General features: G+C 67.0%; 16 protein-coding genes. 7 read left to right on the forward strand and 9 right to left on the reverse strand.

Annotated features, from left to right (window positions below; genetic code table 11):
- Window positions 1-6 precede the first annotated feature (6 nt).
- Window positions 7-903 (forward strand): LysR family transcriptional regulator, encoded by an 897-nt coding sequence (locus MC45_RS03260; protein ID WP_038659456.1) that lies wholly within the window; start codon window positions 7-9, stop codon window positions 901-903.
- A gap of 10 nt (window positions 904-913) precedes the next feature.
- On the opposite strand, the gene ubiA is transcribed toward MC45_RS03260, so the two are convergent.
- Complete coding sequence (ubiA, locus tag MC45_RS03265) at window positions 914-1,828, reverse strand: 4-hydroxybenzoate octaprenyltransferase (RefSeq protein WP_038659459.1); 915 nt, start codon at window positions 1,826-1,828, stop codon at window positions 914-916.
- Between the two features lie 92 nt (window positions 1,829-1,920).
- Between ubiA and MC45_RS19490 the strand changes: the two genes are divergently transcribed.
- Genes MC45_RS19490 through MC45_RS03280 form a run of 3 tightly spaced genes read left to right on the forward strand, consistent with a single transcriptional unit; the run spans window position 1,921 to window position 4,251 of the window.
- Window positions 1,921-2,094, forward strand: coding sequence for a hypothetical protein (locus tag MC45_RS19490; RefSeq protein ID WP_169742517.1), 174 nt, complete (start codon window positions 1,921-1,923; stop codon window positions 2,092-2,094).
- Complete coding sequence (locus MC45_RS03275; RefSeq protein WP_038659462.1) at window positions 2,091-2,840, forward strand: 16S rRNA (uracil(1498)-N(3))-methyltransferase; 750 nt, start codon at window positions 2,091-2,093, stop codon at window positions 2,838-2,840. The genes MC45_RS19490 and MC45_RS03275 overlap by 4 nt, the downstream gene beginning before the upstream one ends.
- Before the next feature lie 37 nt (window positions 2,841-2,877).
- On the forward strand, window positions 2,878-4,251 hold the full coding sequence (locus MC45_RS03280; RefSeq protein WP_038659465.1) for a glutamate--cysteine ligase: 1,374 nt from the start codon (window positions 2,878-2,880) through the stop codon (window positions 4,249-4,251).
- Window positions 4,252-4,254: 3 nt separating this feature from the next.
- Here the strand turns inward: MC45_RS03280 and MC45_RS03285 are convergent, their stop codons facing one another.
- The 7 genes from MC45_RS03285 to MC45_RS03315 form a co-directional block, all read right to left on the reverse strand.
- Window positions 4,255-5,037, reverse strand: coding sequence for a polyphosphate kinase 2 family protein (locus MC45_RS03285; RefSeq protein ID WP_038659468.1), 783 nt, complete (start codon window positions 5,035-5,037; stop codon window positions 4,255-4,257).
- 73 nt (window positions 5,038-5,110) lie between these two features.
- The gene (locus tag MC45_RS03290) at window positions 5,111-6,181 is read right to left on the reverse strand and encodes a DUF2332 domain-containing protein (RefSeq protein WP_245640828.1); all 1,071 of its coding nucleotides are present in this window, start codon (window positions 6,179-6,181) and stop codon (window positions 5,111-5,113) included.
- Window positions 6,178-7,995, reverse strand: a complete 1,818-nt coding sequence (locus tag MC45_RS03295; protein WP_038659471.1) for a HAMP domain-containing methyl-accepting chemotaxis protein — start codon at window positions 7,993-7,995, stop codon at window positions 6,178-6,180. The genes MC45_RS03290 and MC45_RS03295 overlap by 4 nt, the downstream gene beginning before the upstream one ends.
- A gap of 273 nt (window positions 7,996-8,268) precedes the next feature.
- Complete coding sequence (locus MC45_RS03300; protein WP_038659474.1) at window positions 8,269-11,004, reverse strand: TonB-dependent receptor; 2,736 nt, start codon at window positions 11,002-11,004, stop codon at window positions 8,269-8,271.
- 186 nt (window positions 11,005-11,190) lie between these two features.
- Window positions 11,191-11,331, reverse strand: coding sequence for a metal-sensitive transcriptional regulator (locus MC45_RS03305; RefSeq protein ID WP_179944557.1), 141 nt, complete (start codon window positions 11,329-11,331; stop codon window positions 11,191-11,193).
- A 218-nt stretch (window positions 11,332-11,549) separates the two neighbouring features.
- Window positions 11,550-14,273, reverse strand: a complete 2,724-nt coding sequence (locus MC45_RS03310; RefSeq protein WP_038659477.1) for a TonB-dependent receptor — start codon at window positions 14,271-14,273, stop codon at window positions 11,550-11,552.
- A 214-nt stretch (window positions 14,274-14,487) separates the two neighbouring features.
- The gene (locus tag MC45_RS03315; protein ID WP_038659480.1) at window positions 14,488-14,766 is read right to left on the reverse strand and encodes a metal/formaldehyde-sensitive transcriptional repressor; all 279 of its coding nucleotides are present in this window, start codon (window positions 14,764-14,766) and stop codon (window positions 14,488-14,490) included.
- 281 nt (window positions 14,767-15,047) lie between these two features.
- On the opposite strand from MC45_RS03315, the gene MC45_RS19200 reads away from it, so the two are divergent.
- Genes MC45_RS19200 through MC45_RS03325 form a run of 3 tightly spaced genes read left to right on the forward strand, consistent with a single transcriptional unit; the run spans window position 15,048 to window position 18,240 of the window.
- Window positions 15,048-15,185, forward strand: a complete 138-nt coding sequence (locus MC45_RS19200; protein WP_156143766.1) for a hypothetical protein — start codon at window positions 15,048-15,050, stop codon at window positions 15,183-15,185.
- 55 nt (window positions 15,186-15,240) lie between these two features.
- Complete coding sequence (locus MC45_RS03320) at window positions 15,241-16,878, forward strand: NRAMP family divalent metal transporter (protein ID WP_038659482.1); 1,638 nt, start codon at window positions 15,241-15,243, stop codon at window positions 16,876-16,878.
- A 24-nt stretch (window positions 16,879-16,902) separates the two neighbouring features.
- Entirely contained in the window at window positions 16,903-18,240 is a 1,338-nt protein-coding gene (locus MC45_RS03325; protein ID WP_038659484.1) for a carbohydrate porin, read from the forward strand.
- A 47-nt stretch (window positions 18,241-18,287) separates the two neighbouring features.
- Here the strand turns inward: MC45_RS03325 and aspS are convergent, their stop codons facing one another.
- Window positions 18,288-20,120: an aspartate--tRNA ligase gene (gene aspS / locus MC45_RS03330; RefSeq protein WP_038659487.1), complete on the reverse strand. Its 1,833-nt coding sequence runs from the start codon at window positions 20,118-20,120 to the stop codon at window positions 18,288-18,290.
- Between the last annotated feature and the right edge of the window lie 80 nt (window positions 20,121-20,200).

The following is a 20,200-nucleotide window of genomic DNA, read 5'->3' on the forward strand; positions in this document are numbered from 1 at the left end:
TCAACAATGCCACCGGACCTTCAGGATCTTGCCACCTTCGCCGCGGTTGCGAGACATCGCAGCTTCCGCCGCGCTGCCGTGGAACGGCGAGTTTCCGCGTCGGCGATAAGCCATGCGATCCGCGCGCTCGAAGAACGACTGGGGGTGCGGCTCCTCAACCGTACGACGCGCAGCGTCATGCCGACCGAGGCCGGTGTCCGCCTGCTCGACCGACTGGAACCGGCGATGCAATCGATCAATGAGGCCTTGGCCGATCTGCGCGATCATCAGGACGTGCCGGTCGGACTAGTCCGCCTCAACGTGCCGCCTCCAGCAGCGCGGCTCATCTTCGCACCCCGGCTCGGCGCGTTCGCGGCCCGCTATCCTCGCGTACAACTGGAGATCGTATCCGACGACCGGCTGATCGACATCGTGCGCGAAAGCTTCGACGCGGGGGTGCGGTTTGGCGAAAGCCTCGCTGCGGACATGATCGCGGTGCCGGTCGGGCCGCCGCAGCGGTTCGTCGTTGTCGGATCGTCCGCCTATCTGGCATCATGCGCGTCGCCGGAGATGCCACAAGACCTCATCGGGCACCGGTGCATCAAACGGCGATTTACCGGCGGGAACCTGTATCAATGGCAGTTCGAAAAAAACGGGCACGCCGTCACGATCGCCGTCGACGGCAATCTGACAACCGATGACGACGCCGTAATGGTGCGTGCGGCGATCGACGGCGCGGGCCTCGCCTATGTTTACGAAGACTATGCGCGGGAGGCGATCAATGCTGGAGCACTCACGACGGTGCTGGAGGATTGGTATCATCCACCGGCCTTGTTCTTCCTTTATTACACGAGCCGGCGCCACCTAGCGCCACCGCTTCGTGCTGTTGTGGATTTCTTTCGAACCGGGACTTCCGGGGCCTAGGTGCCCCCCATCATCCCGCCGCCGATGTCCCCACGACGACGCAGGCGAGGAACATCAGCAGGCCGGCGAAGCGGTTGCTGCGGAAGCGGGCGAGCGCATTGCCGCCGTCGTCGGGGCGGAGCGTCGCGACCTGCCAGAGGAGATGCGCGGCGACCGGGAGCAGCGCGAGCAAGGCGACCGGGTCCGGCCGGACGCGCCAGATCGCCGCCGCCCAGCAGGCGAGTGCCAGCGCGTAGAAGAGTGCGGTGCCGCCCCTGACGTGCGCGCCCATGCGCAGCGCCGACGAGCGGACGCCGATCAGCGCGTCGTCCTCGCGGTCCTGCAGCGCGTAGATCGTGTCGTAGCCGATCGTCCAGGCGATGCAGCCGGCGTAGAGCAGCCACATCGGCAGCGACAGGTCGCCGGCGACCTCGCTCCAGCCGACCAGCGCCGCCCAGGAGAAGACGAGGCCGAGCCACGCCTGCGGCCACCAGGTGATCCGCTTCATGAATGGATAAGCGGCGACCGGGGCGAGGCTGGCCAGCGCGACGCCGCCGGCGAGCGGGCGGAGCTGGACGAGGACGACGAGGCCGATCAGGCAGAGGACGAGCAGCCAGACCCAGGCGAGCTTGAGCGAGACGAGACCGCTCGGGATGGGCCGCGCACGCGTGCGCGCGACCTGTGCGTCGAGGTCGCGGTCGACGATGTCGTTGTAGACGCACCCCGCCCCGCGCATCGCGATGCTGCCGGCGAGGATCCACAGGATCAGCGGCCAGCGCGTCAGCGTGCCGCCGGCGAGCGCCACCGCCCACGCCCCCGGCCAGAACAGCAGCCACCAGCCGATCGGCCGGTCGAGCCGGGCGAGCAGCGCGAGGCCGCGCGCGGTCGGCGGGAGGCGGCCGACGAGGCCGCGGTGTTCGCTGTCGGGGACGATCTCGGCTGACATGGCCCGCCTTTGCCGTGCAATCGCCGCCGCGGGCAAGGGCATGGGCGTGCTTTTGCCTCGCTATCGCGGCGGACTTGCGGCAATCGCGATGGATGATCGGGTTGTCGGTAGCGGTGGGACGGTTCGTGGAGGCGCTCTTCTGGGCGATCCTGCGCGTCGCCGGCGTGATTACCGTCGCCGTCGTCGCGGTGGCGGCGGCGGCGTTGCTGGCCTGGATCGTCGCACGCAAATTATGGGCGCGGCAACGCCGCAAAAGAGGATCATGACCGCCACCCCTGCCTGGCCGCCGCAATCGACGCCGCGGCTGTTCGTCGAGACCGAGCTGGCGCCGGGGCCGCTGCGTATCGACGGGCCGGCGGCGCATTATCTCGTCGCGGTGATGCGGATGGCGCCGGGCGATCCGGTGAAAGTGTTCGACGACATCACCGGCGAATGGCTCGCCACCGCCGCCAGCGTCGGCAAGCGCGAGCTGATTGTCGACGTGTCGACACGGTTGCGGCCGCGTGAGCCGGTGCCTGACCTGTGGCTGTGCGCGGCGCCGCTCAAGAAGGGGCGGATCGACTGGCTGGTCGAGAAAGCGTGCGAACTGGGCGTCGACCGGCTGGTGCCGGTGGTGACGCAGCGGACGATCGTCGACCGGCCCAAGCTCGACCGGCTGCGCAGTCATATGATCGAGGCGGCGGAGCAATGCGCGCGGACCGCTTTGCCCGTGCTCGCCGAGTCGGTGAAGCTGGCGGCGCTGCTGCGCGACTGGCCGGCGGAGCGGACGCTGTTCTTCGCCGACGAGACCGGCGGGCTGCCCGCCTTCGCGGCGATGCGCGCGCGGCGCGGGCCGGCGGCGATCCTGATCGGGCCGGAGGGCGGCTTCACCGAGGAGGAACGCGCCGCGATCCGTGCGTTGCCGCAGGCGGTGGGGATCGGCCTCGGCCCGCGCATCCTGCGCGCGGATACCGCGGCGGCGGCGGCGGTTTCGCTGTGGATGGCGGCTTGCGGGGACTGGCAGGAAGACTGACTGGCGCCGCCGTTCATCCCCGCGTAAGGGCGCGATCATGACGACCAAGACCGAGAGCGCCACGACCTCGCCCATCATCGAGTCGCGCGACCAGCTGATCGCGCATTTCGCGCGTGGCGAGAAGCCCGCCGACCGCTGGCGGATCGGCACCGAACACGAGAAATTCGTCTATCGCCAGAGCGATCATGCCGCGCCGAGCTGGGACGAGCCGGGCGGCATCCGCGACCTGCTCAACGAGCTCCAGCAATATGGCTGGCAGCCGGTCGAGGAAGGCGGCAAGATCATCGCGCTTAACGGCGCCGACGGCAGCGTCAGCCTCGAGCCGGCGGGGCAGTTCGAACTGTCGGGCGCGCCGCTCGACAATCTGCACCAGACCTGCGCCGAGACGGGGCGGCATCTGGAGCAGGTGAAGGCGGCGGGCGAGAAGCTCGGCATCGGCTTCCTCGGGCTCGGCATGTGGCCGGACAAGCGCCGCGACGAGCTGCCGATCATGCCCAAGGGCCGCTATGCGATCATGCTGAGACATATGCCGCGGGTCGGCAGCATGGGGCTCGATATGATGCTGCGCACCTGCACGATCCAGGTCAACCTCGACTACGCTTCGGAAGCCGACATGGTGAAGAAGTTCCGCGTCGGGCTTGCGTTGCAGCCGATGGCGACCGCGCTGTTCGCCAATTCGCCGTTCACCGAGGGCAAGCCCAACGGCTTCCTGTCGTATCGCAGCCATATCTGGTCGGACACCGATCCGGCGCGCACCGGCATGCTGCCGTTCGTGTCCGAGGACGGCTTCGGCTACGAACGCTACGCCGACTATATGCTCGATGTGCCGATGTACTTCGTCTATCGCGACGGCCGCTATATCGACGCCGCGGGCCTGTCGTTCCGCGACTTTCTCAAGGGCGAACTCAGCGTCCTGCCCGGCGAGAAGCCGAGCATCGACGACTGGAACGACCACCTGTCGACCGCCTTCCCCGAGGTGCGGCTCAAGACCTTCCTCGAGATGCGCGGCGCCGATGGCGGGCCGTGGAACAAGATCTGCGCGCTTCCCGCCTTCTGGGTCGGGCTGCTCTACGACAACCAAGCGCTGGACGCGGCGTGGGACCTCGTCAAGGACTGGTCGATGGAGGATCGCGAGGCGCTGCGTTCGGCGGTGCCGAAGCTGGCACTCGACGCGCCGCTGCCGGGTGGCGGGCGGCTCGGGGATATCGCCGGGCAGGTGCTCGACATCGCCCACGCCGGTCTCGCCGCGCGGGGCCGTGGCAACGGCATGGGTGACAACGAGACCGGCTTCCTCGACCCGCTGCGCGAGGTGGTGCGATCGGGCAAGGTGCCCGCGCAAGTGCTGCTCGACCGCTATCACGGCGAATGGGCGGGCGACCTGTCGCGCGTTTATGACGAGGCAAGCTTCTAACCGTCAGTCGAGGCCCAGTGCCGCCCGTGCGACGCGCTCCACCTCCGGGTCGAGCGCCGGCGGGGTCATGTCGACGTTCGCCTCGAGATGGTCGGCGATCGCGGTGAGGGCGTGGATGCGTGCGGCCTTCTTGTCGTTGCCGTTGATCACCGTCCACGGCGCGCCGCCGGTGTCGGTGCGCGCGAACATGTCGTGCATCGCCGCCAGATAGTCGGCGCGGCGGGCGCGGTTGCGATAGTCGTCGAGGCCGGTCTTCCAGCGCTTCCATGGGTCGTCGAGCCGGTCTTCGAGCCGGCGATCCTGCTCGGCCTGAGAGACGTGGACGAACAGCTTGATCAGCGTGGTGCCGCCGGCGATCAGATCGGCCTCGAAGGCGTTGATCTCCTCATAGGCGCGATGCCACTCGGCCTCGCTGGCATAGCCCTCGACGCGCTCGACGAGGACGCGGCCGTACCAGCTGCGGTCGAAGATCGCGATGTCGCCGGGCGCGGGCAGCGCGCGGCCGAAACGCCACAGGAAGTCGTGCGCCTTTTCCTCGTCGGTCGGCGCGGCGATCGGGTGGACGGCGAAGTGACGCGGGTCCCAGTCGGCGGTGAGGCGCTGGATGATGCCGCCCTTCCCCGCCGCGTCCCAGCCCTCGAACATCACGACGGCGCGGCGGTCGTGGACGATATGCGCGACGAGGATGCGCTCCAGCCGGTCCTGCAACGCGGCGAGATCGCGCTTGTAATGGCCCTTATAGGGCTTGGTCTTTTCGAAATCGGCAAGATCGATCACGCGCGGCATCCTCCTTGGCATCGCTGCGTCGAACGCACCAGTCGCGCGTGCGGCTCAGCGATGCGTCGAGAAATAGCGACGCTCAGTCGGTCGGGCCGTGCCAGTCGATCCACGCGCCATAAGCGTGGCAGGTGCCGAGATGATGCGTGGCGCCGTCCGGCCAGACGGTCAGCGACAAATGGACGGCATCGCGGGGCGTGGTCCATTCGAAGCCGATGCGGGCGAGCGGGCGCGTCGCGGTGGCGCGTGCGCCCGCGTCGCGGAACGCCGCCTCGACGGTCTGGCGGCGGACCGGATCGAGATATTGCAGCGCCATCGAATGGACGATGATCCGGCAGCGCCCCTCCGGCTGCGGCCGGGCGAGCTGGTCGGGCAGCCAGAGTGCGATGTCGCCCGCATCGACCTGCGGCGGCCGTTCGCGGGCGATCGCCAGCGCGGCGGCGAGCCGCGCGGCGCGATCGTGCTGGTCCGCCCAGATATAGGCCATCAACCGCGCGCGGGCGGCGGCATCACCGACGTCGACCGGGCGCAGGTCGACGCCGCATGCCGAGACGATCTCGACCGGGCGGACCGGCGGCGGCGCGCCGCGCCACGCCGGCGCGACGCGCACCGGCGATCCCGCCAGGCCGACGGTGCGGCCGCCGAGGTCGTAGACATAGCGATCGAGATTGAGGTTGAGTCCCGCGCTGGCGCCGAGTTCGCGCAGCTCGCAGGGCATGTCGTGATGCGCGCGCGCGACCATCAGCGCCGCCATGATCGCCGCGGTGCGCCCGACCTCGTTGGTCTGCGGCGGGTCGCGCATCCATTCGACGATGACGTCGTCCGCCACCGCCAGCGCCTCGCCGATGACGCGATCGAAGTCGCCCGCCTGATCGCGGTACAGCGCGGCGAGCGCGGGCAGCGTTTCGCCGCGCGCGACCGCATGAAGCGCGGCGTTGAAGCGCATCGCCAACGCGTCGGCGGCGACGTCGCGCGGCCAGGCGGCGATCAGCGCGGCGGTGCGCGGCGCCTGATGCAATTGGCGCTCCGCCGCCTCCAGTACGGTGGCGACGAAGCTCGATCCCATCTCGCGGACCGCGGCGGCCTGCCGTCGCAGCGGCCCGCGGTCGGCGGCGTCGTCAGACGTGGCGATCATCCCGGTCAGGACGGTCAAAACGTATCCCAATCGCCATTGGCGACGAGGCGCGGGCGCGAGGGCGCCTTGGGCAGGCGACCGACCTTGGGCTTCGACGGGGTTAGAACCCGCACCGGCGGCGGCGGCGGTGCCGCGAGCGCCGGTTCATGATCGATGACGAAGGCGCCGACCGACTGGTTGAGGTGGTCCGCCTCCTCCGCCAGCCGCCGCGCCGCCGCCGAGGTCTCCTCGACCATCGCGGCATTCTCCTGCGTCATCGTGTCCATCTCGCTGATCGCGACGTTGATCTGGCCGAGGCTCTTGGCCTGCTGATCGGAGGAGGTCGCGATCGCGTCGATCGCGACGCTGACCGTGCCGACGCGCTCGATGATCCGCGCCAGCGCCTGACCGGTCTGATCGACCAGATCGACGCCGGTGCGGATATGGACGGAGGCGGAGGTCACCTTGTTCTTCACCTCGGTGGCGGCGTTGGCCGAGCGCTGGGCGAGCGCGCGCACCTCCTGCGCGACGACGGCGAAGCCGCGGCCCGCATCGCCCGCGCGCGCCGCCTCGACGCCTGCGTTGAGGGCGAGGAGATTGGTCTGGAAGGCGATGCCGTCGATCAGGCTGATGATCTCGGCGATCTCCTTGCTCGCCTTCTCGATGCCCTGCATCGCGCCGATCGCCACCTTGACGACCGCGCCGCCGCGCTCGGCCTCGCCGCGCGTCTCGGTCATCGAGCCGCTCGCGCCGATCGCCGCGCCGGCGCCCTCGCGGATCGACTTGGTGACCTCGTCGAGCGCCGCCGCGGATTGCTCGATCGCCGCCGCCTGCTGTTCGGTGCGCTGCGACAGATCGAGCGTCGCGCGGCTGATCTCCTCGGAATTGTGCGTGATCGCCAGCACGCCGCCGCGCACCTCGCCGAGCACGCGCGACAGGCTCGAGGTGGCGCCGTTGAAGTCGCGCGACAGGCTCTGGAAGGCCTCGGGCACGTCGGTGATGCGGACGGTGAGATCGGCCTCCGCCAGACGATGCAGCGCCACGCCGATCGTCTCGCGTGCCGCATCGCGGTCGCGGTCGTCGGCGAGCTTGGCCCTGGCGGCGTCGCGGAAGACGGTCACCGCCCGCGCCATGTCGCCGAGTTCGTCGGTCCGCTCGGTCGCGGTGATCGCGATGTCGTGACGCCCCCTGGCGAGGTCGGCCATCGCCTCGGTCAGCGCGGTGATCGGCCGGGCGAGCTGGCGGCTCAGCATCATCGCGAGCGTGATGGCGATCCCGATCAGGGCGATGCCGCCGATCACCAGCGTGATCAGCGCGGTGCGGATCGCGCCATCCTGACTGGCGGCGTTCTGCTCCATTTCCTCGGTCTCGGCCTTGCGCAGGTCGCGCAGCGGCAGCGCGACCTTGCTGACCAGCACCTTGTCGCCGGCGGCCCGGACCGCGGCCTCCGCCTCCTCGCGACGGCCGGCCTTGACCCAGCCGATCAGCCGGTCGCCCCAGTCGCGCCGCCAGGCGAGCGCCTCGCGATTGGCGCTGCGCACCTGATCCAGCTTGACCGGGTCGGAAAGCAGCCGCTGGAGATCGACGGCGGTGTCGTCGAACTCCTTGCGCCCCTCTTCGTAGGATTTGAGGTAGCTGGGGTCGCCGGTGACGAGGAAACCGCGGAACTGGCTGTTCTGCCGCAGCATCGACGTCTCCAGCGTCAGCGCCTTGGCGTAGATCGTCTGGCTGACGTTGTTGCGCTCGGTCGAGCGCTGGATCGACAGGATGTTGGCGAGGAACACCAGCATCACGACCGCGGCGGACGCGTTGATCGCCAGAAAGGACAGGCCGAGTTTGCGCGGTATCTTCATGGTCGTCGTTCCTTCGGGGGCAGGATGAGAGCGATCTCACGTCGCGGATTGACGCCGGCGTACGGCGCCGTCGCTTCCACCATCCCCGTCGGTGCCCATGCTCTCGCCGATCGGTCCCAGCGACGGGTTGGTTTTCCTATTATAGCTGCTCGTCGGTCCCGGCTTGCGCCTGCGACGCATTCGTCACGCCGCTAAGATGTGGAGTCCGTTCGATAGCGGGAGGTCCGACCGGCGCAGCGACGCGAGAAATCGCGCGTCGCTGCGCCGGGAAGGTCAGAAGCGCGAGCGGAGCGTGACGCCGTAGGTGCGCGGCTCGGCGAGGTAGGCGCTGGTGACGGCATCGCCGGTCGCATATTTGGGCGCGCCGAACATCTGGACGTGAGAGGCGGTGCCAGTCCCTTGCAGATAGGGCGTGAAAGCGAGCTGCTGATAATCGGCGTTGAAGAGGTTCTGGCCCCAAAATTCCACCGCCCAACGCTGCTTGCGACCGCGGATGCCGATGCGCGCGTTCACGAGCACGAAGCCGTCCTGCGCCTTTTCGAGGAACAGGTCCGAGCCCGTGTTATAGTCGCTGGTCATCCGGCTATCGACGTAGAACAGGCCGGTCAGACCCTGGCCGCCGAGCGCCGGCGTCCACGTCGCCGAACCCGTCACGACGTGGCGCGGCGCGTTCGCCATCTGGTTGCCCGGCAGCAAGAACAGCGTTCCCGCCAGCGGTGTGCCGGACGCGCTACCGACCAGATCGTCCCTGTATTGCGTATGCGCATAGGTGTAGCCGAGGTTGAAGGTGAGGTCGGGCGTCGGATAGGCACCGGCATCCAGTTCGATGCCCTGGGTGATCACACCGGCGCGAACCTTGCCCGAACAGGCACCGGTCGTGGAGTCTTCGTCGCGATCGGCACCGGCAAGCGAATGGCTGCACGCACCGGCGTTCTGTACGACATAGGCGTTGCCGCTGAAGGTGTTGAGCTGGAAGTCGCGGAAGGCCGAGCGGAAAGCCGCAAGACTGGCGCTGAACTTTGGCACGCTGTACTTGATGCCAAGTTCATAGGCCTGCACCGTCTCCGGATCGAAGCGCAGCTGACGTCCCGCCTCTGCCGACGAATTGTAGGCCGCCCTGGTGAGGCCGAACCGCGTCAGGTTGAAGCCGCCCGCCTTGTAGCCACGGGCATAGGATCCGTAGAGCAGCGTGCTGTTCCGCGGTTGCCACGACACGACGGCCGTGCCGGTGAATTGCCCCTCGCGAATGGAATCGTTGATCCGCATGCCGTTGAGCGCCGGCGTGGCGCTTCCGGCGCAGCTCAGGTCACTCAGTGCACGCGCGATGCGCCTGCGCGTACCATCGTCACCCCGCATGGCGGCGCGCAGATTCGTGCGCTGTTCGATGCAAGCGACGTTGTTGTTATTGAAATCGGCGGCCAGGCGTTTGTATTCATTGGTGTAGCGCAGCCCCCCGGTCAGGCTGAGCGTGTCGGTAAGACGGTAGATGTTATGCGTGAAGAAAGCGAAATTGTCGCTCGTCTGGCGAAAGACGTCACGCACGGTACCGACGTCGTTGATCGTGCCTAGCCGGTCCAGGCCACCGACGATGTCCTTACCGAGCCTCGCCGTCAGCGCCGCGCGACCGGCGCGGCTGAGACAACCGGACGCCGACGGATCGCGCAACCCCGGCGCGCTGTTGATCGCGACCAACGTGCGGCAGGCCGCGAAGGCACCATATTGCGAACCGAACTTCAGATTGTCGATATTGTCGAGCGTTTCATGGGCGAAATAGCCCCCGACCAGCCAGTCGAGCCGGTTGCCGAACAGCGCGCCACTCAGCCGCGTCTCCTGCGTGAAGGTGTGGAACTGCCGATAGGCGTTGCCGTCGTCGCTGCGATAGACCAGATCGAGGTTGCTATAATCAAGATCGGCGGCGCCGCCCGCCTTGTATTCTCGATAAGCGCTGATTGAAATCAGCTGAACGCCGCCGATCGTCCACCCGATACGTGCGGAGCCGCCATAATCCTTTACGACGTTGCCGTAGGCGCGGCCGGGCGTCTGGACGATCTGGCGATTGTAGGGATGGCCGTCGCTCGGGAACAGGCCACCAAGTTCCTTCATAATCGTGACCACGCCATTGCTCGGCGCGATCGCATAGTCGCCCGGCACATTCGGCGTGGGATCTACCTTCGCATGCGTATCGTAATAGACCGCGCCGCAGCATTTCTCGTTGCGATAGGTATAATCGCCGATCAGTCGCAACGACAGATCGGGCTGCGGCCGGAAAAACAACTGGCCGCGCAGGAAGTAGCGGTTGCGATCGTTATAATCGGTGGCGTTGACGGTGTCGCGGTAGAAACCGTCTCGCTTGTTCACCAAGCCGTCGATCCGGAACGCGAGCGTATCCTTGATCACCGGCCCGGTAAGCCCACCGACAAGCCGAACCGCATTGTAATTGCCGTAATCCGCCTCGCCGAAGCCGCCGAACTGGAATTCCGGATACTTACTATAGATGCTGATCACGCCTGCGGAGGCGTTGCGGCCCGACAGGGTCCCCTGCGGACCATGCAGCACCTCGATCCGCTCGACCTCGCCGAGATCGGTAAGCCCCGATCCGGTGCGATTGCGGTAGACGCCGTCGATGAACACCGCGACGGAACTCTCCAGTCCGGGATTGTCGCCCATCGTCCCAACGCCGCGCAGCCGCGCGCTCGCATTTGCCTCCGATCCGGTCGACGACACCGAGAGCGACGACGAAAGCTGCGAGGCCTGGCGGATATCGGTGGCGCCGGAATGGCTCAGGGCGTTGGCGCCGTAAGCGTTGACCGTGATGGGCACCTGCGACAGTCGTTGTGACCGGCGTGTCGCGGTCACGACGATGTCGGTGCTATTCTCGGCGACGGGCTTGTCTCTCTCGCTCTCGCCCTGCTTCGGCAATGGCGCTACGCCGCGCAATCCCTGTGCATCAACCGGCGCGACCCCGCCCACGCTGGTCGCCGCCGCGACCAGAAACATCCACTTTCGCATTGATTCGTTACCCCCCGGCTACGCTGTTCGAGCAGCGCGAATGCGGGGTGAATCCTAACGAAAGGTTAATTCCATAATAGAGTCATAGAGGATTACGGGAGGCTCGAGCACATTGTGCGGTGATGTCACAGTGTTGACCTCGCACGAGGCCGTAAGATTTTTCGACGATACCACGCGTCTGCACGCTCACGTCAGGTATGCGTGGACGACGTCGATCAGCTCGTCGGCGGCGCGGCGGCGGGGACTGTCGGCGACGGCGGCGGGGTCGACGAGATGTTCGCGGATCTGATCCTCGATCACGTCGAGTCGACGGAGCGAAACACCCACTCGCCTGACGAAAGACAATGATGAAACCCTGATCTACGCCCGTGTCCGGCGCAGGGGACAGTAAGAGCGTTGCTCCGCTGATCCACTTGGCCCCGGCTTGGCCTGCGACGCATTCGTCTTGCCCAAAAAGATCTGGAGTCCGTTCGACAGCCGGGTGGTGCGGGCAGGATCGACCGGCGCAGCAACGCGAGGAGCAGTGCGCCGCTACGCCGGGCAGGTCAGAAGCGTGAGCGGAGCGTGACGCCGTAGGTGCGCGGCTCGGCGAGGAACGCAGTGGTTAGCGCGTTGCCGACCTCATAGCGCGGCCAACCGAAGGCCTGCACCTGCGACTGGCTGCCGGTGCCCTGCAAATAGGCCGCCGCGGCGATCTGCTCATAATTGGTGTTCAGGATATTCTGCCCCCAGAATTCCACCGCCCAACGCTGATTGCGTCCGCGCATGCCGATCCGCGCGTTGACCAATATGTAGCCGTCCTGACGCTTCTCGGCGAACAGGTCGGAACCGGTGTTATAGTCACTGGTCAGGCGGCTATCGACGTAGAACAGGCCGGTCAGCCCGTCATGGCCGATCGCCGGCGTCCACGTCGCCGAACTGGTGACCACGTGCCGCGGCGCGTTCGACATCTGATTGCCGGGCAGCATGAACAGGCTGGCGCTCAACGGTGCACCCGACGCGCCGCCCACCAGATCGTCGCGATATTGCGTATGGGCATAGGTGTAGCCGAGATTGAAGGTGACGTCCGGCGTCGGATAGGCACCGGCCTCGATCTCGAATCCCTGGGTCACGACACCCGGCCCGATCTTGCCCGGGCAGGCACCGGTCGTCGACGATTCGTCGCGATCCGCCCCGTCGAGCGAATCGGCGCAACTGCCGATATTCTGCACGACGAACGCGGTGCCGTTGAACGTGTTGAGTTGGAAGTTGCGGAAACTCGAGCGGAAGCCGACGAGATTGGCACTGAACTTCTCGGTGCTGTATTTGACGCCGAGTTCATAGGCCTGCACCGTCTCCGGATCGAAGCGCAGGTTGGACGCCCGGATGCGACCGGGGACGAGGCCGGAACGGGCGAGATTGTAGCCGCCCGCCTTGTAGCCGCGCGCATAGGAGCCATAGAGCAATGTGCTCGGCGTCGCCTGCCACGACAGCACCGCGGTGCCGGTGAACTGGCCCTCGTTTAGCGAATCGTGCAGCGGCACGCCGTTGAGGCCGCCGCCGGAATTGCCCGCGCATGCATAGCCGATGAGCAGCCCCGCCGCGCTGCGCCGCGTGACGTTGCCGTCGCCGAGATAGCTGCCCAGCGCCGCCTGCTGCGCCTGGCAGACGAAATTGTTGCTGTTGAGCGCCGCGTCGAGAACCTTGTGCTCGTTCGTGTAACGCAGGCCGCCGGTGACGCTGAGCGTGTTGGTGATGCGGTAGATGTTGTGCGTGAAGAATGCGAAATTGGTGCTCGACTGGGCGAACAGATCGCGCGTCGTGCCGACATTGTTGGCGGTGCCGAGCGTTTCGAACCCACGGACGAGCTCCTGGCCGAGCGCCTGCTCGAACACAGCGCGGCCGCGATCGCTCAGACAGCCGGGTCGGGCCGGATCGCGATAGGCCTGGACCGGTGCGAAGCGGGCGATGATTGTGCACGTCGCGGTCCTGCCGAACTGGCTGCCGAACTTGAAATTGTCCGACACCTCGAGCCGCTCGTGCGCGAAATATCCGCCGACGAGCCAGTCGAGGTGATTATCGAACAGACCGCCGCTGAGCCGGGTTTCGTGCGTGTAGGTACGGAAACGGCGGTAGGCATTGCCGTCATCCGCGCGATAGGACAGGTCGAGATTGCCATAGTCGGGATCGCCCGCGTCGCCCGCCTTATATTCGCGATAGGCGCTGATCGAGATGAGCTGCACGCCACCGATCATCCAGCCGATGCGCGACGAGATGCCGTAATCCTTGACGACATTGGCATAGGCGCGCCCCGGCGTCTGGGCGATCTGGCGGTTGTAGGGATTGCCCGCGCTCGGCAGCACCGCCCCGAGGCCCTGCAAGACCGAGACGACGCGGTTCTGCGGCGCATAGACGAAGTCACCCGGTACACCGCGCGTCGGATCGAGCTTCTCGCGTGTGTCGATGTAGACCGCGCCGCAGCATTTTTCCTTGCGATAGGTGTAATCGCCGATCACGCGTAGCGACAGGTCCGTGCTCGGCTTGAAGAACAGCTGGCCGCGCGCGAAATAGCGGTTGCGGTCGTTGAAATCAGTCTTGTTGACGACGTCGTGCAGGAAGCCGTCGCGCTTGCCGATTACGCCGTCGACGCGGAATGCGAGAACGTCCTTGACGATCGGGCCGGTCAGACCGCCGGCGAGCCGTACCGCATGGTAATTGCCGTAGCTCGCCTCGCCATAGCCGCCGAAGTCGAATGCCGGATATTTGGTGTAGATGCTGATCGCACCGGCCGATGAATTGCGGCCGGACAAAGTACCCTGCGGACCGCGCAGGACCTCGATCCGTTCGACCTCGCCGAGATCGTTGAGGCCCGAGCCGGTGCGGTTGCGGTAGACGCCGTCGATGAATACCGCGACCGAGCTTTCCAGTCCGGGATTGTCACCGACCGTACCAATGCCGCGCAGGCGCGCGGTGGCATTGGCTTCCGAGCCGGTGGAGGTGACCAAGAGCGACGGCACGAGCTGCGCCATCTGACGGATATCCGTCGCACCGGAATGACGGAGCGCGGTGGTACCGTAGGCGCTCACGGCGATCGGCACGTTCGACAATCGCTGCGAACGCCGCGTCGCGGTGACGACGATGTCCGAGGTATTTTCCGCCACGGCCGGCTTGGCCTTGTCCTGTTCGCCTTGCTTGGTCGTCGGCGCCAGCCCCCGCAACCCCTGCGCCTCGGCATGGCCGATCGCTCCTGCGCAGCCAGCCGCTGCCAAAAGATATACCCATTTACGCATTCTACCGCCCCCGGTTCGAGTTAACCGGGGCGCGATTGCCGTAACAAACGATAACGAAAGGTTAAACCTGTATAGGAGCGAAGGCGGTTATTCTGGGATGTTGAAGAATATGCCTTGCAAGATCCTGCACGAGAACGATTTCCGATTTTGTTACAAAACGAAAACCTTGAGCTGTGAATTGCGATCTGCAATCGTCGCTTGCTCAATCAGCCGCTCACGTCAGGTAGGCGTGGACGATGTCGATCAGTTCGTCGGCGGCGCGGCGGCGGGGACTGTCGTCGGCGGCGGCGGGGTCGACGAGATGTTCGCGGATATGATCCTCGATCACCTCCGCGATGAAACCGTCGAGCGCGCCACGGCAGGCCGTCGCCTGTTGCAGCACCCGGGCACATTCGCGATCCTCGGTGACGGCGCGCTCGATCGCGGCGATCTGTCCGCGCAGCCGGGCCAGCCGGTTGAGCAGCTTCTTCTTCTCTTTTTCGACGTGGCTCATGCCTGCTCCATTTTGGACTTGAACCTATACTCCGGAGGGGTATGTGGCGTCCATCGGCATCGCGGTGGACGCGAGTCGACAGAGCGGATCTCCCGCTCGCCTGACGAAGGACGATGATGAAACCCCGATCTACGCCCGTGTCCAGCGAAGGGGACAGTAGGAGCGCCGCTCCGCTGATCCACGTCGCCGGACATGCCCCGGTCGGGGAGCGCACGCCCACCGCCTGAGCGCGGCGGCGTCCCTCCCGGCCGGACCCCGTTATCCGGACCAAGGAGGTCGCCATGATCCTATCGATACGACGCGCCGATCCGCGCGCCGATGCCGGCCGTAGCGAGCCGCTCAACCGTCGCATCCGGCTGGCCGCGTGCCGCCTGCAGCACGACCGCGACCTGCGCGAGCGGCGAACCGCGGCGGCCTGAGCGCCGCCCCTCCCCCCTCGCCGCCTTATCGAACAACGCACGCGGAGACCGTGCCATGACCAACCTCGCATTAAACGGGGCGCCGCCGCGCGCCACCGCGCATCTCGACGACGCCTATCTCGGCGACATCATCGGCGCCTTCGGCACGATCGCCCGGGACGATACCGGCACCCGCCCGAACTGGCGGCGCAAGCTGATGACATTGGCCGCGATCATCGGTCCCGGCCTGATCGTGATGGTCGGCGACAACGACGCCGGTGCGTTCGGCACCTATACGCAGGCCGGGCAGAATTACGGCACCAGCCTGCTGTGGACGCTGCTGCTGCTGGTGCCGGTGCTCTACGTCAACCAGGAGATGGTGCTGCGGCTGGGCGCGGTGACCGGGGTCGGTCACGCCCGGCTGATCTTCCAGCGGTTCGGCCGCTTCTGGGGCGCGTTCAGCGTCATCGATCTCTTCCTGCTCAACGCGTTGACGATCGTCACCGAGTTCATCGGCATCACATTGGGGCTCGATCATCTCGGCGTACCCAAGGTTGCGGGCGTCGCGGTGGCGGCGGTGCTGATCGTCGCGGCGGCGAGCACCGGCAGCTTCCGCCGGTTCGAGCGGTTCATGATGGTGTTGGTGTTCGGGTCGCTGCTGCTGATCCCGGTCGCGCTGGCCATCCATCCGCCGGCCGGGCAGATCGCCCACGACGTGCTGATCCCCGGACTGCCGGCGCACGGCAGGCTGTCGGAGGTGATCCTGCTGATCATCGCGATCGTCGGCACGACGGTGGCGCCGTGGCAGCTGTTCTTCCAGCAGAGCTATCTGATCGACAAACGGATCGGGCCACGGTTCATGGCCTATAGCCGCATCGATTTGTGGGTCGGCATCGCCGTCGTCATCGTCGGCGGGGTCGCGATGATGGCGTTCACCGCCGCCGCCTTCGCCGGCACCGCCGCGGCCGGGCATTTCACCGACGCCGGCGCGGTGGCGCGCGGCATCGCGGCGCACGGCGGGCGGCTGATGGGCGTGCTGTTCGCGGTGGCGCTGATCGACGCCTCGATCATCGGCGCGTCGGCGGTGTCGCTGAGCACCGCTTATGCGATCGGCGACACGTTCGGCATCCGCCATTCGCTGCACCGCTCGCCCCGCGATTCGATCGCCTTCTACCTCGTCTTTGCCGGGCTGATCGCGGTGGCGGCGGCGCTGGTGCTGATCCCGGGGACGCCGCTGGGGCTGCTGACCAATGCTGTGCAGTCGCTGGCGGGCGTGCTGCTGCCGAGCGCGACGGTGTTCCTGCTGCTGCTGTGCAACGACAAGACGGTGCTGGGGCCATGGCGCAACGGCCGCTGGCTCAACCTGTTCACCGGGGCGGTGATCGCGATGCTGGTGCTGCTGTCGGTGATCCTGACCGCATCGGTGCTGGTGCCGGACCTCGGCGCGGGCACGATGCTGTGGATCCTCGGAGGCGGGCTGGGCATCGCACTGCTCGGATGGGGCGTGCAGCAATTGGTCGCGCCGGTCCGTGCCGCGCCGATCGATCGCACCGGTCGCGACGACTGGCGGATGCCGCCGCTCGACACGCTGGCCCCGGCGACGCTGCGGCGGGGCGAGAAAGCGTGGCTGACGGTGCTGCGCCTCTACCTCGTCGTCGCCGGCGGGCTGGTGCTGATCCGTATCGGCCAGCTCGCGCTGACCCACCAATTGTAATCAAGCGCGCCTAGGGGGACCAACATGACCCGTATTGCAACCCTGCTGGTGGGCGCCTGTGCGCTCGCCGGCCTGACCCTCCACGCCCCGGTACGGGCGCAGACGATCGCCGACCCCGCGGTGACCGATCAGGATTGGGCGATCCACGGCCAGGCGACCGGCGTGCTGCAGGGCACGCCCGGCTTCGCTTCGCCCTATCAGGGGACGAACAGCCTGACGCCGCGGCAGATCAAGGAGACGGTCGACGTCACGCTCTATGCCGGGGTGCGGCCATGGCGCGGCGGCGAACTCTGGATCAATCCGGAGATCGACCAGGGGTTCGGCCTGTCCAACACGCTGGGCGCCGCGGGCTTCCCGAGCGCGGAGGCGTATAAGGTCGGGCGCAAACGCCCGTATCTACGGTGGCAGCGACTGTTCTTCCGCCAGACGATCGGGCTGGGCGGCGGGCGCGAGGCGGTGGCCGGCGCGATGAACCAGCTCGCCGGCACGCGCGACAGCGATCGGCTGGTGCTGACCGCGGGCAAGTTCGGCGTCGGCGACGTGTTCGACACCAACAGCTATGCGCACGATCCGCGCAGCGACTTCCTCAACTGGTCGGCGGTGGATGCGGGCAGTTTCGATTATGCCGCGGATGCCTGGGGCTATTCGACCGGGATCGCGGGCGAATTGTATCGCGGCGACTGGACGCTGCGGCTCGGCCTGTTCAACCTGTCGAAGGTGCCCAATGGCGAGACGCTGGAGACGCGCTTCCAGCAATATCAGGTGGACGGCGAGATCGAGCACCGCCACCGCATCGGCGGCCACGACGGCGCGCTGCGGCTGACGCTGTTCCGCAACCGCGGACAGTTCGCCCGCTTCGACGATGCGCTGGCGCTGGCGGCGGCGACCGGCGGCGATGCCGACACCGCGCTCGTGCGGGCGCGGCGGACGCGGCTCGGCGCGAGCCTCAACGGCGAGCAGGCGGTCACCGATACGCTCGGGCTGTTCGCGCGCGCCGGGGTCGCCGACGGCGCGATCGAGCCTTACGATTTCACCGATATCGACCGGACGGCGCAGCTCGGTCTGTCGCTGAAAGGTGCGGGCTGGCACCGTACCGTCGACACGGTGGGGGCGGCGGTGATCGTCAACGGGATCAGCGCGGCGCATCAACGCTATCTCGATGCGGGCGGGCTGGGTGTGTTGGTCGGCGACGGCCGGCTGCCGCATCCGGGGGACGAATATATCGGCGAGGCCTTCTACAAGCTCGCCGCGACCCGTGGGTTCGAGCTGACGCTCGATTATCAGCGGATCGGCAATCCCGGCTACAATCGCGACCGCGGCCCCGCCAACGTGATCGGGGCGCGCGTGCACGGGGCGTTCTGAGCCGGTCCGGCCGACGGGCACCGCAAGGATACCCGTCGGCCGATCGATTAGCCGGCCTTGGGCGCGACCGCCTTGTCGACGTCGGTGGCAGTGGCACCCGCCTGCGGCGCGACGCGCAGGTTGAGTTCCTTGAGCTGCTTGGGCGTCGCGAAATTGGGCGCGCCCATCATCAGATCCTCCGCCTTCTGCGTCATCGGGAAGACGATGACCTCGCGAATGTTGGGCTCGTCGGCGAGCAGCATGACGATCCGGTCGATACCCGGCGCCGAACCGCCGTGCGGCGGCGCGCCGAATTTGAACGCGTTGATCATGCCGGCGAAATTGGTGTCGACCTCGGCCTGCGAATAGCCGGCGATCTCGAATGCCTTGTACATGATCTCCGGGCGGTGGTTCCGGATCGCGCCCGACGACAGCTCCACGCCGTTGCAGACGATGTCATACTGATAGGCGAGGATGTCGAGCGGGTCCTTGGTCTCCAGCGCCTCCATCTCGCCCTGCGGCATCGAGAAGGGGTTGTGGCTGAAGTCGACCTTCTTGTTGTCCTCGTCATACTCGAACATCGGGAAATCGACGATCCAGCAGAATTCGAAGCGGCTCTGGTCGATCAGGCCGAGGCTCTCGGCGACGCGGGTGCGGGCGAGGCCGGCGAGCTTGGCAGCCTGGCCTTCCTTGCCGGCGGCGAAGAACAGGCCGTCGTCCGGACCGAGGCCGAGCGCGTCGGCCATCGCGGTCATCTTGTCCTCGCCATGGTTCTTGGCGATCGGGCCGCCCCATTCGCCGCCCTTGCGGGTGGCATAGCCGAGGCCGGCGAAGCCCTCGCCTTGCGCCCAGGCGTTCATGTCGTCGAAGAACTTGCGGCTCTTGTCGGCGGTGCCGGGCGCGGGGATCGCGCGGACGACGTCGCCCGCCTCGACGATCGAGGCGAAGCGGCCGAAGCCCGAGCCGACGAACTGGTCGGAGACGTCGCTGATCAGGATTGGGTTGCGCAGGTCGGGCTTGTCGTTGCCGTATTTCAGCATCGATTCGCGGTACGGGATGCGCTTGAACGGCAGCGCGCTGACCGTGCGGCCCTTGCCCTGCCAGTCGGCGAATTCCTCGAACACGCCGTGGAGCACGGGCTCGATCGCCTGGAAGACGTCTTCCTGCGTGACGTAGCTCATCTCGAAATCGAGCTGGTAGAATTCGCCGGGGCTACGGTCGGCACGGGCATCCTCGTCGCGGAAACACGGCGCGATCTGGAAATAGCGGTCGAAGCCGGCGACCATCAGGAGCTGTTTGAACATCTGCGGCGCCTGCGGCAGCGCGTAGAACTTGCCCGGATGAACGCGGCTGGGGACGAGATAGTCGCGCGCGCCCTCGGGGCTCGACGCGGTGAGGATCGGCGTCTGGAATTCGGTGAAGCCCTGCCCGATCATCCGCTGGCGGATCGAGGAGATCACCTTCGAGCGCAGCATGATGTTCTGGTGGAGCCGCTCGCGGCGCAGGTCGAGGAAGCGATAGCGCAGGCGGATATCCTCGGGATATTCGGCGTCGCCCGCCACCGGCATCGGCAGCTCCTGCGCGTGGCTCTGCACGGTCGCGACCTGCGCGAACACCTCGATCGCGCCGGTGGCGAGATTGGGGTTCTGCGTCGCGTCGGAGCGCGCCTTCACCACGCCGTCGATCGTGACGACCGACTCGACGCGCAGCGATTCGAGCGTCGGCAGCGCCGGCGAATCGCTGTCGGCGACGATCTGGGTGATGCCGTAATGGTCGCGCAGGTCGACGAACAGCACGCCGCCGTGGTCGCGCTTGCGATGGACCCAGCCCGACAGGCGGACGGTCTCACCGACGTTGCCTGCGGTAAGCGCGGCGCAGGTGTGGGAGCGATAGGCGTGCATGATCGTTTCTTCCGGCCGGATAATGGCGTTGTGCGAGGGGTCGCGCTTCCCCGTCTCACTTGGCTTTGTCAACCCGGCCG

It is taken from the genome of Sphingomonas taxi (assembly GCF_000764535.1).
GTDB classification, from domain to species: domain Bacteria; phylum Pseudomonadota; class Alphaproteobacteria; order Sphingomonadales; family Sphingomonadaceae; genus Sphingomonas; species Sphingomonas taxi.